At 58.7% G+C, this 13,762-nt stretch carries 8 protein-coding genes; 7 read left to right on the forward strand and 1 reads right to left on the reverse strand.

The genetic code is table 11. The features are described from left to right. Positions 1–104: 104 nt before the first annotated feature. On the reverse strand, positions 105–1,469 hold the full coding sequence (locus tag NZK35_RS03605; protein ID WP_407699762.1) for a MerR family transcriptional regulator: 1,365 nt from the start codon (positions 1,467–1,469) through the stop codon (positions 105–107). Between the two features lie 493 nt (positions 1,470–1,962). Here NZK35_RS03605 and NZK35_RS03610 point away from each other — a divergent pair, with 493 nt between their 5' ends. From NZK35_RS03610 to gmd, 7 genes are all read left to right on the forward strand, one after another. After that, complete coding sequence (locus NZK35_RS03610) at positions 1,963–2,691, forward strand: ATP-binding cassette domain-containing protein (RefSeq protein WP_145213103.1); 729 nt, start codon at positions 1,963–1,965, stop codon at positions 2,689–2,691. A 6-nt stretch (positions 2,692–2,697) separates the two neighbouring features. Continuing rightward, positions 2,698–4,869, forward strand: a complete 2,172-nt coding sequence (locus tag NZK35_RS03615; RefSeq protein WP_323379604.1) for an ABC transporter permease subunit/CPBP intramembrane protease — start codon at positions 2,698–2,700, stop codon at positions 4,867–4,869. A gap of 248 nt (positions 4,870–5,117) precedes the next feature. After that, positions 5,118–7,025 (forward strand): DNA polymerase III subunit gamma/tau, encoded by a 1,908-nt coding sequence (gene dnaX, locus NZK35_RS03620; RefSeq protein ID WP_259631234.1) that lies wholly within the window; start codon positions 5,118–5,120, stop codon positions 7,023–7,025. A 461-nt stretch (positions 7,026–7,486) separates the two neighbouring features. Next, positions 7,487–7,864, forward strand: coding sequence for a hypothetical protein (locus tag NZK35_RS03625; RefSeq protein WP_259631235.1), 378 nt, complete (start codon positions 7,487–7,489; stop codon positions 7,862–7,864). Between the two features lie 409 nt (positions 7,865–8,273). Beyond that, positions 8,274–10,700, forward strand: a complete 2,427-nt coding sequence (locus tag NZK35_RS03630) for a GumC family protein (protein ID WP_259631236.1) — start codon at positions 8,274–8,276, stop codon at positions 10,698–10,700. A 69-nt stretch (positions 10,701–10,769) separates the two neighbouring features. Further along, on the forward strand, positions 10,770–12,455 hold the full coding sequence (locus NZK35_RS03635; protein WP_259631237.1) for a sugar transferase: 1,686 nt from the start codon (positions 10,770–10,772) through the stop codon (positions 12,453–12,455). A 168-nt stretch (positions 12,456–12,623) separates the two neighbouring features. Next, positions 12,624–13,742 carry a GDP-mannose 4,6-dehydratase gene (gene gmd, locus NZK35_RS03640; protein ID WP_259631238.1) on the forward strand — a complete coding sequence of 373 codons (1,119 nt, stop codon included), beginning with the start codon at positions 12,624–12,626 and terminating at the stop codon, positions 13,740–13,742. Positions 13,743–13,762: the final 20 nt, after the last annotated feature.

Below are 13,762 nucleotides of genomic sequence, written 5' to 3' on the forward strand. Positions count from 1 at the left end.
TGTCGCTGCTTTGCAGCGACAGGAAATCGCCTCAAGGCTAGACACCAACGGTTGCTGAATCAGTTTTTCGTCATGCCCATGCCATTGATCCCTGACATCTCTTCCTAAACGCCCAACCGTTCTTTCGCTTCCTCGGCCCAGGGGCTGTCGGGGGCGAGTTGCAGGATGCGTTGCCAATGCCGGAGGGCCTGCAGGTCATCGCCGATGCGATCGAGCGTTTTGGCGAGCGTGTAATGGACGTCGGCGTAGTCGTCGTGCATCGACAGAGCGCCACGCAACGCGGCGACGGCCAGTTCGAATTGACCGAGTTCGGCCAGCACGGCGCCCAAGCTGGCCCGGGCTTCGACGAATTCCGGATCCATTTCAATCGCGCTGTAGTAGCGTTCGCGCGCGGCGATCAAGAAGTTCATGCGATAAAGCAGCTCGCCGATCTGGAAACTGACATCGGCGCGTGCCCCGTCACGGGCCAGGATGGTGTGGTACAGGTCGATCGCGGTTTCCAGATCGTCCTCGTCTTCGGCTTGATAGGCGGCCAGCAGGATCGGATCGTGCTCGGCGGTACTGACCGCGCGCAGCATCGGCGGTTGGTCGGGCGGCTCAAACGCCAACACTTCCGGCGGCGATGCCCCGTCGCTTTCCAACGCATCAAAATCGAACCGCATCTGTCCGCCCGGCTCGACCAGTCCATCGCCTTGTCGCAACAGCACGTGCTTGCCCTCGACCAAGATGGAAAGCTGATCGAGTGGTCGGCGGATATTGGGAAGCACTTGAACCAGGTCCACCAGGCGACGCTCGATCGCAGCTGGACTCGCTCCGGCGGAGATCCATCCGGCCAAACGCTTCGCAGTCGCCACCTCCGCGTAGTCGAAGTAGGGCAGCTTGTGCAGCGTCGTCACCGGAGTGATCAGCCCCCTGCGGTGCCACCGCCGGATCACGCGTACCGAAACCCCCAGCAAGTCCGCCAGCATGACCGGCGTGTAATAACGCTGGGCGGAGCGTCCGACGTCGAACAGTCCCAGTCGCTGCCAGAGTTCGGTTTCATGGATGATTTCAAGCTCACCGCGGCCGGCCGCATCGATCACACCGGGCGGCAATAATTCGTCTTGCGAAAGCGGCGGTTGGTCGGCACCGATGACGACCAAGTCGAGCATCATGCGGTCGGCGGGCGGGTCCGACAGATCGTCGCGTTTTTTCCCACTCCCCGAAACCGAGGAACGCCGGGGCAGATCGACGACCACCGCTTGGAACGACTGCAAGACGTTCGCCGCTTCACGTCGACTCATGCTGCCGAATCGTCCGACCAAGGCAACGCGTTTGTCGGCGAAACTCGCCGGGTCGGCGTCGCCCGACTTGTTCGGGGACGGTTCATCAACCAACAACTCGGCGTCCGATTCTCCATCTTCGCCCTCGTCCTCGCTCACCAGAGTGTCCTGCGTACTGGGGGGCTGCGTTCCGGTATCCCCAGCCATCGTCATGAAGGACGCGGTCGTGCCGGGCGGTTCGTCCGCGCTGAGGGGCTTGTCCGGGCGGGGCGGTTCGGCGCCATCCCCGCCGTCGCGTGGGTCATCGCCCGAGAACGAGAGGATGCGAAGGGGGGCCGGATCGTTTGTGTCGGTCGGCTCGGGCAATGGAATACTCGGGCAATGGAATAATCGTCGAGGAGGGTGATTCGTCGGGGGGCTTGGTGGGGGGCGTCGCGAAAAGTCGTTTCTCGCGATTGTTGCGATCGAACACTGTGTTTCAAGGTGTCATGGCCAGAGATTGGAAGGCCGACGGCGTGGATTATCGCAGAACCGGCCGCTGGGAGTAGTCGAGTCGGCGGATTCTCTGTAACAATGCACCGAAACGCGAGTCGCTGCGTATCGCACTAGTCGACTTCCTAACCTGACCCGGCTGATCCTCGGGCGGCGGTCAGGTTGCCTTGTCTTCACTCATTGCCATTCTCCGTGGTTGCGGACGTCCATGCTGCATGTCGATTCGCTGACGAAATCCTTTCCCCTCGATGATGGTGTGTTGACCGCCGTCGACGACGTTTCGTTTCGTATTTCGCCGGGTGAGGTTTTCGGGCTGCTGGGACCCAACGGGGCCGGCAAGACGACGACGATGCGGATGATCTTGGGATTGCTGGAACCCGATTCGGGCTACGCGGAAGTCGACGGGGTTCGCACGGCGACCGATCCGATGGCTGTCAAAAGCCGTCTCGGTTTCGTCTCGGCCAGCGACGGGGTTTATCCGTGGTTGACGGTCCGCGAGATGCTGTTGTACTTCGCCGATCTGTACGCCGTCGATGCGACGCTGGCCGAACAACGCTGTGAAAGCCTGGCGGACATGATGGATATCAAGCATCTTCTGGATCGGCGTGCCGGTGAACTCAGCACGGGACAACGGCAGCGGGTCACGCTGGTTCGCGGGCTGATTCACGACCCGCCGGTGATGCTGCTCGATGAACCGACGCGCGGGTTGGATGTCGTCGGCGTTCAAACCATTTTTGATTACATCGATATTCTGCGTCGCGGCGGTAAAGCCGTGGTCGTGTGCACGCATCGTTTGGATGAAGCGGAACGGTTGTGTGATCGATTCGGTTTGTTGCACGCCGGCAAATTGAAATACTGTGGCACGCTCAACGAGTTAAAGGAACAGACCGGCCAGGCATCGTTGGTGGACATCTTCGTGGACTTGATCAGGAATTAGCCGAGCGTGTCAAACGACCTCCATCATCGCAGCACGACGACGCAACGCCACCCACGCCGGCAGAAGCACCAACCCGGCAATCGGCTCGTGCGGATGTGCCAAAAGGAATTGCGAGAAACGATGCGTGACCGGCGAACGATCATCACGCTGGTCATGATGCCCCTGCTGGTCTATCCGTTATTGAGCATGGCGTTGAATCGTTTTTTGGTTTCGTCGACAGCGGGAACGTCCGAGCAGACCCCGTACACGATCGGCGTCGAAACCGACGACGAAGGTTCGCTGTTGTTGGCCTGGCTGGAAGATCCGATGAGCACGCCGCCCGCGGCGATCCTGAAGGCCAGCAAGGGGAACCTCGCCACGTTTCGTGTCGTCAACACCACGTCCGTCGGGCTCAGTCCCAAGCAAGCGCTCCAAGAGAAAAAGATTGACTTGGCCGCCCGTATCGAACCGGGAAATCCGCCTCAATTGCGATTGACGGCGTTCAACGGTGATCCGGCCAGCCAGGGAGCCCAACGCATCTTGACCGAGCGGTTGCATTGGTTGCGACTGGCGCGTGCCGAAGCGCTCGCCGAGTCACAGTTGAGTGACTACACGCCGCCAACGGACGTGTCCGTTGAGAACATCGGGGTCGCGGAAAAGCCATCGATGTTGGGCACGATCGTGCCGCTCGTGTTGGTGCTGATGACGATCACCGGTGCGGTCTATCCGGCGATCGATTTGACGGCCGGCGAGCGGGAACGGGGGACGATGGAATCGCTGATGGCATCACCGGTCCCGCGCTCGTACATCTTGTTCTCTAAATACGTTGCCGTCGTCGTCGTAGCCCTACTCACCGCGATGGCTAACCTGCTGGCGATGTTCACGACGCTGTGGGCGGGCCGCTTGTTGCCGCTGTTGACCGGCGGTGAAGACGCGTTTCCGTGGCTGGCCGTGCTGCAAATTCTGGGCTTGCTGGTGCTCTTCAGCGGCTTCTTTGCGGCCGTGCTGCTGTCGTTGACCAGTTTCGCCCGCTCATTCAAAGAAGCCCAGGCGTACTTGATTCCCGTGATGCTGCTGTCGTTGACGCCGGGGATGCTGTCGTTGATGCCCGGCGTGACCTTGAACGGTCCGCTGGCGATTGCCCCGTTGATCAATATCGTCTTGCTGGCGCGGGAGGTGTTGCAGGGCACGGCGCAAGCCGCCCCGGCGGTGATCACGGTCCTCAGCACCATCGGTTACGCCGCGGCAGCGATCGCCGTCGCATCAAAGCTGTTCGGCAGCGATGCGGTCAGTCGTACCAGCGGGCAATCCTTCGGCGCCATGCTGAAACGACCGACGCGATCGACGCCGACGCCGTCACCCCAAGCCGCCGCATTGACGTTGGCGTTGTTGGTCCCCATTTATTATCTGGTCAGCAATGTCCTGATGCGAATCGTTCCCGAGTTGTCGATCACCTGGGTGTTGTTGCTCAACGCCATCGCGCTCGTGTTGACGTTCGGCCTGATCCCGCTTGCCGCGGTCGTGCTGGCACGCTGCAATTTCTCAACCAGCTATCAACTGGCGACGCCGTCACCGCTGGCGCTGCTGGGGGCGCTGCTGGTCGGGCTGGGAGCCTGGGGGTTTGCGCACGAGTCGTTTGTGCTTGCCAAACAGATGGGGATTGGCGGACTGGATGTCGATCGGATCGAAAAGACGCGGCAAACCGTCGAAGCACTGAAAGTCGCTCCGGCGTGGTTGCTGGTGGGGACCTTGGCGCTGGCACCCGCGGTGATCGAAGAATTGTGTTTTCGCGGATTCTTATTCACCGCACTGCGCAAGGTTCTGTCGCCGACTCGGGTGATCGTGACCACGGCCGTCATTTTTGGACTGTTCCACGTCGTGACCGGCAACATGTTGCTGATCGAGCGATTTGTGCCGACGACGCTGCTGGGGCTGATCCTCGGCTGGATTGCTTATCGCACCCAAAGCGTTTGGCCCGGCGTCCTGATGCATTTCACCCACAACGCCCTGTTGAATCTGGCCACGAAGTATCAGGACAAGATCGCGTTTCTCGGCGAAGGATTCGAGAACCAAATGCATCTGCCGGCGACCTGGCTGATCGTTTTGACGACCACGACGTTGACCGGATTGGCCGTCGTTTGGTTTTCGACCCGCAAGCCACAGGTTGCCAACTCGAATTTGGCAACCACCCCCGCCTGAGGCGGACGCGGGGGCGGGGTGGACGAACGGAGGGCGGGTCAAAAAATGGGCGGGTCAAAAAATTTCAGAATCGGCTTTGGGCTTGTGGTCGATGGCTGAGGTTTCGTTCCACCCCTTTTTTTGACCAGTTCATTTTTTGACCCACTCATTTATTGCCCCGCCCATTTTTGACCAGATTCTTTTCCATCCGATATCGTGTAGGATGCCCAGATTAACGCCCGCACGGTTCGAATTCGATTGCATCACGAATGTCCGACGACCATCCTGTCCCCGCAAAAGACTCCTCGTACGTCGTTGTCGCTCGCCGTTATCGTCCTCGCAATTTCGAAGAATTGGTCGGCCAGGAGCACGTCGGCCGGGCGCTGACCAATGCGATCGAAACCGGGCGGGTCGGTCATGCCTACCTGTTCACCGGGGCTCGGGGGGTCGGAAAAACCAGCACGGCGCGGATTTTTGCCAAGGCGCTCAATAATCCCAGCGGGCCCAGCGCGACGTTTGACAACGAGGACGATGTCGCCCAGGCGATCGACTCGGGCGAAGACATCGATGTCATCGAAATCGACGGAGCGAGCAACCGCGGGATCGACGAAATCCGCTCCCTGAGGGCCAACGTCGGCGTCCGCCCCAGCCGCTCGCGATACAAAATCTATATCATCGACGAAGTCCACATGCTGACCCAGGCGGCGTTCAACGCGCTGCTGAAAACGCTCGAAGAGCCGCCCGAGCATGTGAAGTTTATCTTTTGCACCACCGATCCCGAAAAGATGCCGATCACGGTGTTGAGTCGGTGTCAACGCTTCGATTTTGCACCGGTCGAAGTTTCCAAGATCGTCAAACGGCTGCAAGAGATCGTGGCCGCGGAGAACGCCCAGGCCGACGAGGCGGCCCTCGAGTTGGTTGCACGCCGGGCCGCCGGTTCGATGCGTGACAGTCAATCGTTGCTCGAACAGGTGCTCAGCTTTAGCGATGGGCATTTGACGGCCGATCAAGTCCACTCGATGCTCGGGACCGCCGATGATGAGCGGCTGCACACGCTGGCCCAAGCGATGTGCGAGCGTGATGCCGCCGCCGCGCTCGCTCAACTGGATGCGGCAATCGATGCCGGTGTCGATGCCGGGCGGATCGCTGAACAATTGTTGGGGTACTTTCGCGATCTGATGGCCGTGACGGTTGGCTGCGACGCCACGCTACAGCGCCATACGGCCGCCTCCATGCACGGCGAACTGAAAAAACTGGGAGACAGCTGGGGATTGCAAACCGTACTCGCCGTCGTGGCGCTGATCGACCAGACGCTCGTTCGAATTCGACACAGCGTCTACGGGCGGGTGCTCCTCGAATCCACGGTGATTCAGATTTGCAATTTGCCCGACTTGCAAGCGATCGCAGATTTGGCCGCCGCGGTCGGCAGCGGAAAACCGTTGCCGAACGCCCGGCCGGCCCCGCAAAAAAAAAAGCTAGCCGCTGACCCGTCGTCACCGATTGCGGGGACTCCGGCCCCGCCGGCGTCTTCCTCAGTTGCACCTTCTTCGGCCGCGTCTCCTGCGCCAACGCCCGCTGCGCCAACGCCCGCTGCGCAGCCGGCCCCAGTCGCGGCTTCGCCGGCGTCATCGCCTGCGCCGACACCGTCAGGGCTGACATCATCTGCGGCGGAGCCCGCCACGGGTTCCGCCGACACGGTCGCAACTCTCGGCTCCCCGTCGCTCCAGCGTTCCGACTCCGCCGCAGTCGGCTCGCCGCCGTCGCCCAAGATGAAGCTGTCGGTCTCCAATGTTCAAGAAGTCCTCGCCAGGGCGCTCCAAGGCGTTCAGCCGATGACCGCATCGATCGCCTCGATGGCAGAGGCAAAGCTAGCAGGTGACGGCAAAATCAATTTGGTCTTTCCGGCCGAATCATCGATGTCGATGAAGCGGATGGATTTGCCGGAACACCGCGGCCCGGTCTCCCAGGCGCTCGCCGACCTCGTCGGTCATCCGGTCACCCTTCAAATGGTCGCCGGCGCCGCATCACCGGGCCGCCCCCAGGCCCCCAAGCCCGCGCCAAAAGCGACCGCGAAAGAACGCATGGAACGGATGCGAGAAATCGAGTCCCATCCTTGGGTCCAAGCCTGCGTGCAAACCTTTCAAGCCGAAATCGTCAAGATCGATCCCAAGCAATGATCGGACACCGAATGGTTCGCCGAACGACTAGCGGTCTTGCCCTTTACACGCCACCGCCATGGCGATGGTAAACGCCTGAACCGTAGCCGTTGACTCTCAACGTGCACTCCATGCAGGCGAGTCAGGAAGCGAGACGATTCGCTCTTTAAATGATGCGACGACGTGCGTCGACAACATCATGTGTGTGGGTGAAGCATGCTTATCATTTGGCATACGTGAACTGACGTTCGCCCATGCAATTCGCCCCGGTGTCGCAAAGAACTTTTGCAAAATAAATGTTCGGTAAAGGCCTGCGAGTGACCTCGGGTGTCGGTTCGGCGAGGTCCCCTTCGTGTTGCTTAAGGGGGAACTGGATAACATCGCCAAAATTCTCCAACAGCAGAATGGGGGGAGGTTATTCCGACTTGCATCTTGCCCCGAATGAATTCGCTTGACACTTTTTGAATCGCTGTAGAATCGAGATGTCGATTGGCGGCGACACACTCATCACAGAGCGTACCTTTCGCTGGAGCGAAAACTTGAATTGCCAACGCCCCAATGACAACCGCGCAAGCGTGTTCTCATTGAAACCGATGACGGAGATCACGCAGCGATTGACAGATTGCTGCCGTAAGATGGAACGACTGATGGAACGAACGATCGACATCGCGGTGTGCCCGCTGAAAAACCGATCCGATGCGCCGGCACTGCTGTGCGCCGACCGATTTGATCCGTGCCAGATGATCTCTTCGTGGCCAACGACCGGTTTATCTCTTCACCGCCTTACCGCCGCCGTCGCGCCCTGTGTGGTGCATGTCGACCCGCGTGTGGTGCGCCCTCCAAATGGCTCTTATGAATGATCCGCTAACCGGCATAGGATTGCCCGGCCGATCGCAATTCCATTCTCGATTGAGCCGCCGATTGGCTCGCAGATAGCCGAATTGACGCACCGTTGGTGCGCCACGTTTTGAAAATTGATCTCGTAACGCCACGTCGCACCGGGATCTGATGCTTGACTGATCAACCGTTGCCTAGTGAACCATTGTGTTGTGAATGGGGTGTATGTCACCCAAGCGGACGAAGTCCAGGTTTAGGAAGTGGGGTAAGCATCTTGCTCGCCTGCCTGTCGAACAACGAAGAACACAAGCTGGAAGCTTACGCCACTTCGGCAAATCATCGATGAACACGCACCAAAGCCCCTCGAAGCCCCACGCTCGCGTTTGACCCCCTGCTCATTTCAAACGCCGTCTCTCCCTCCCCACTGAAACCATGAAACGTTACCAAGACGAAGCTCTGGAGTCCGACGACGGCCAAGAGCTGAATATCGATCTGCTCGGCATCGTCCGCCGCCGTTTCCATCTGATCATGTTGGGCATTCTGGTCGGGGCGACATGTGCCACGATTTACTTTGTCAAGCAGAAGCCGGTTTACGAGTCGAATTTGGCCGTTTTGGTCGGTCAGCTTTCCAGCGAGATGACAAGCACCGGAGTTCGTGACTCCTCCGACGGCAGTGCATCCTTGCAAGACGAGGTCCTTTCGACACAGCTTGAAGTCTTTCGCAGCCCCAAGATTTTGCGACAAACGATTCAACGCCATCATCTAAATCGCAGCTTGGAGCAGTTGCAGGACGGCCTAGCAATGGGCAAGGGTGGTCATGGAGCGGGGGAGCCTGCGAGCCTTTTGAAGGCGACCTACAGGGATTCTGATGCCGAAGCCGCCGCAGAAATTTTGAGAGCAATTTTTGACACCTATCAGGTGTACATCAACAACCAATCACAGAGCGTCGGCACCGAAGCTGCGAGTCTCATCGCGAAGGCACTGTTGCAAAACGAACAGACGCTTCGGGATGCGGATAAGCAATACAGCGATTTCGTCGCATCAGTCCCTGCCTTGACGAACTTAAGCGGCGATGGCGTCGGAGGGTTAGAAGACATCCATCGGACACGATTGGATGCGATCGAACGCGAACTTGCGACCGTGCGAACCGCGATCGCGACGGCGAATTCGCGACGGCTTGGCATCATCGACGCGGTCAAAGGCCGCAAGCCTGATGAGCTGACTGATGCGGAGTTGATGACGCTTTTGACGAAGGAAGACATTTCGCGGCTGCAGTCGCTGATCAGCATCGAGGAGCAACGAAAGTCCGCAGACAACGAATTGGAAATGGCTCGTCTGATTGCCAACGCATCCAGTCAGACCAAAACGCAACGGCTGATGGATCTGACCAGCAGACGGCGTGTCATGCGGAGCACCTATGGAGAGCGGCATCCAAGCGTTGCGGCGCTTGACGCGGAAATCATCAGCGTCCAGAAATTCGAGGGCCAAAACGAAACCGGCTCGTCGAAAACTGACATAGTCGAATTTGATGTTCCACCAGCAGAGATTCTGAGAACTCACTATGCGGTACTCAAGAGCGACATCAACGCGTTCTCCAAGCGGGAGCAAGAATTGCTCGCACTCTCTGAGCAGGAATCAAAGTTGGCCAAGCAGGTTGAGGTTAGTTTCTTGAAGGGAGCGACGCTCAAAGCGAATCTAGATCGCGCTCAGCGCCGCTACGATGAGGTTTTCAAACGTCTTCAGGAACTCAATTTGACAAACGATTATGCCGGGTTTTCGACGGATTTGCTGGTGGAGCCAGAGCCGGCAAGCCGGCCCGTTTGGCCCGCCAAATCAAAGATCGCGTTGATCGGATTATTCGGGGGTGTGATGCTCGGGTTCGGTTTCGCGTTGATCGCCGAAAGAACGGACCAGACATTCAGAGACCCGGGGGAGGTCGAGGGAGTGATCGGGTCTCCGATCCTTGCCCATCTGCCCATGTTTCGCTTGTCAGAGCTCAGCAAGACGGCGATTGCAGGTTCGGCAATCGCTCCGCAGGTCACAGCATTCCATACGCCTCGGGCCATCGATTCGGAGACGTTGCGCGTCGTCCGAACGGCCATTTCCTGCTTGGCGAAAACGCATAAGAAACAGGTCTTTTTGGTGACCAGCCCCAGTCCTTTGGACGGGAAGTCGACCGTCATCTCCAACATCGCGGTCTCCATGGCGCAGGCTGGTAAACGAGTCCTTGTCGTCGACGGCGACATGCGGCGGCCGATGATGGCCGAAACGTTTGGCATCGAACGTGCGCCGGGCCTTTCGGACTATCTGGCTGGCGTCGTCCGCTTTTCGGAGTGTCTTCACAACTGCGAGCAACTCAATTTGACGCTCTGTCCCGCCGGTTCGTGGACTTCTGTTCCTTCGGAACTTCTCGAGTCGGAGCAATTCGCAAAGTTCATCAAGCAAGCCCGTGACTCGTTTGACTTGGTGTTGATTGATTCTCCGCCGTTGCTTGCCGTCACTGACCCGGCAATCATCTCGCTTCATGTCGATAGTTGTCTGCTGGCGGTCCGGATTGTCAAGAACAATCGTACCCTGGTCGAACGAGCGGCAGAAATCCTTCATGACCAGCACGTGTCGATCGACGGTGTCATCGTCAATGGCCGTCACTCCCGCCGTTGTGGCTATGGGTACACCAGCTACAACTACTATCGAAAAGACCAGTTCGGATGTGTCGACGACTATCGACGGTATTACAAATCGAGTGAAGATGATTCTCTTCCGACCAATGGACGGTTGCGACGACGTGCCAATGGCGAATCCGCTAAGCGAAACGGACAAAGCGCCGGTGATGATCGTCTAATCACAGGGAAGCGATGAAGCGTTGTTCCGTTCTCACTCTGCAGTTGTCGTTCGAGTTAATTTCGGTCATGGACGTGTAGGAAATCGATGAGCACAACATTTAAGAAGCCGTTGAAAAACCAGCCCGTGGTCGCCGGTGGAACCGCCGCGCAGCGGACCGCGTCGAGCCGCGGAATCGAAGCCTCGTCGCTGCAGAAGCTCGGCACGCCGACGGCGTTGGCATTGGGCCGAAAGCAGGCGTGGCATGACCTGCGTTCGACCCTACCGCTGTTGATCTCCGACATCCTTGCCAGCAGCGTCGCGGTGACGGCGGCGACGCTGGTTCACCGCTGGAATGGCGGAACGCCGCATCCGGCATTTTGCTTCAGCGTGGTGCTGCTCGTCGTCTTGATGCATCGGATCCACGGTTTGTATCCCGCTTGCGGTGCAAGTTACGCGCAAGAGTTTCGCGGCATCATGCAGACCAGTATCGTTGTGACGGTGGGTGTCGCATTCGGGCTGTTAATGAGTTCCAACCTCGCCGCATTCCCTTGGCTCTGCTGGGTGACCCTATCGATCACGTTATTCTTCAGCCTGGCCGCGGTGCGTCCGGTGGCCAGGCTATTTCTCAGCAAATTCGACTGGTGGACTCAGCCGGTCGTGATCGTCGGCAATGGTGCTGCGAGTAGGCAGCTGTTTGAGCGTCTTGATCGATCGCGGCATGAAGGGTTGCGACCGGCGGGGATCATTTTTGACCCCACGCGACATTGGGACGGTTTCCCGGCGACGAATGCACCCGAGCAGAAAACAGCGGAGCCCCAAATCCGCGAACAAGCCGACGGTCAGGTCTTTCGAGTCGATTCGCCCGAGGGACTGCGACGATCCAATGGTAGCCCGAGCGGCAACGGCGGACCGGTGCGTCGCTCGGAGAGTTGCTGGTTGGGACCGACGACGGAGTTGGAATCCATCCTCAATGGGACCGGCGCGTGCCGACTCGCCCTGGCCGAACAGGACGCCGGTCAATGGCAGGACTTTCACGCGTTTCACGGGATTCCGCATGTGATGCTGCCGATGGATTTTTCCTACCATCCGACCGAATCGGTTCGGCTTGCGGAGCGGGGATCGGGAATTGAGCTTCACTGTTACACAGCACTGACCAGCCCCCATGCCCAGTTGGCCAAACGGGTGATCGACCTTGCCCTGGTGCTGTTGACCCTACCGTTATGGCTGCCGCTGATGATCGCGATCTCGGTCGCCATCAAGATCTTTGACCCGGGCCCGGTGTTCTACTATCAGGACCGTGTCGGCAGGTATCGCAGTCCATTTCGGGCGATCAAGTTTCGCAGCATGGTTTGTGACGCGGATCGCCGGCTGAGCGAGTATCTGAAGCAAAACCCACTGATGATGAAGGAATGGAAGCGAACCCACAAACTGCAGAAAGATCCACGGGTGACGAAGATCGGCGAATTCCTGAGGAAGACCAGTCTGGACGAGTTGCCGCAACTGTTCAACGTGCTGATCGGAGAGATGAGTTTGGTCGGGCCGCGTCCGATCATCGACAGCGGCGACTACGACCGTGAATACATCCAAGAGTATCCGGAAGTCTTTGAGCTGTACCAAATGGTGCGGCCCGGAATCACGGGGCTGTGGCAAGTTTCGGGCAGAAACTCCACGACCTACACGCAGCGCGTCTTCATGGACCGCTTCTACCTGCATAACTGGTCAATCGGCCTGGACATCTTCATCCTCTGGCGGACCGTCAAAACCGCCTTGCTGCGAGAAGGAGCGTGTTGACAAGGAGACAAGGAAATTATGGGGAAGTGGAGGAAAGAAGAGGAGCGTCTGTAGGCGGACGCGCTCATGTTGCGTCTCTCCTTCTCCCTGTCTCCCCCACTCTCTCCTTCTGAAGGCTGCCAACTTTCGTTCCCTTTCTTCCAGCTAACTGCTAACTCACTCTGCCCCATGAAAAAAGCACTCATCACCGGAATCACCGGCCAAGACGGATCCTATCTGGCGGAGTTCTTGCTGGAGAAAGGCTACGAGGTCCACGGCATCAAGCGTCGAGCGTCCTCGTTCAACACCGACCGGATCGACCACATCTATCAGTCGCCGCACGAGGAACAACCGCAGTTCAAGTTGCATTACGGCGACCTGACCGATACGTCCAACTTGACGCGGATCATCAACGCGGTGCAGCCCGACGAAGTTTACAACTTGGGAGCCCAGTCACACGTTGCGGTTTCGTTCGAGTCACCCGAGTACACGGCCGACGTGGACGCGATCGGAACGCTCCGACTGCTCGAAGCGATTCGATTCTTGGGATTCGAAAAGAAGACGCGGTTCTATCAAGCCTCCACGTCAGAACTGTTCGGCTTGGTTCAAGAGATCCCACAAAAAGAGTCCACGCCGTTTTATCCGCGTTCGCCCTATGCGGCGGCGAAGATGTATGCCTACTGGATCACGGTCAACTACCGCGAGTCGTATGGAATGTATGCCTGCAACGGGATCCTATTCAATCACGAATCACCGCGGCGGGGCGAGACCTTCGTCACCCGCAAGATCACGCGAGGGATCTCCAACATCGCGCAGGGCCTGGAAGAATGCCTGTACCTGGGCAACATGGCCGCGTTGCGAGATTGGGGGCACGCCAAGGACTACGTGCGGATGCAGTGGATGATGTTGCAGCAGGAACAAGCCGATGATTTCGTGATCGCGACGGGAAAACAGATCAGCGTCCGAGAGTTTGTCAAGATGTCGGCCCACGAAGCCGGCTTGGCAATCGAATTCACGGGTGAAGGCGTCAACGAGATCGCAACGGTCACGCAAGTCACCGACAGCGAGAAAGCTCCCTTGGTGAACCCCGGCGACGTGATCGTCCGGGTCGACCCTCGCTACTTCCGCCCGGCCGAGGTGGAGACGTTGCTCGGCGACCCCACCAAAGCCAAAGAAAAGCTGGGCTGGGAATGCGAGATCAGCGTCGAAGAAATGTGCGCCGAAATGGTCGCCAACGACCTCGAAAACGCCCGCAAACACGCCCTACTCAAACTCCACGGCCACAACGTCAATGTGGCGATTGAGTAGCCGTGCCATCGCGCCGTCGC

The organism is Stieleria sedimenti, from assembly GCF_025060895.1.
Classification (GTDB): Bacteria; Planctomycetota; Planctomycetia; order Pirellulales; family Pirellulaceae; genus Stieleria; species Stieleria sedimenti.

Coding starts and splice junctions, on each gene's coding strand:
- dnaX (WP_259631234.1), top strand. CDS start 5,118: ATGTCCGACGACCATCCTGTCCCCGCAAAAGACTCCTCGTACGTCGTT.
- gmd (WP_259631238.1), top strand. CDS start 12,624: ATGAAAAAAGCACTCATCACCGGAATCACCGGCCAAGACGGATCCTAT.
- NZK35_RS03635 (WP_259631237.1), top strand. CDS start 10,770: ATGAGCACAACATTTAAGAAGCCGTTGAAAAACCAGCCCGTGGTCGCC.
- NZK35_RS03610 (WP_145213103.1), top strand. CDS start 1,963: ATGCTGCATGTCGATTCGCTGACGAAATCCTTTCCCCTCGATGATGGT.
- NZK35_RS03630 (WP_259631236.1), top strand. CDS start 8,274: ATGAAACGTTACCAAGACGAAGCTCTGGAGTCCGACGACGGCCAAGAG.
- NZK35_RS03605 (WP_407699762.1), bottom strand. CDS start 1,469: ATGGCTGGGGATACCGGAACGCAGCCCCCCAGTACGCAGGACACTCTG.
- NZK35_RS03625 (WP_259631235.1), top strand. CDS start 7,487: ATGTCGATTGGCGGCGACACACTCATCACAGAGCGTACCTTTCGCTGG.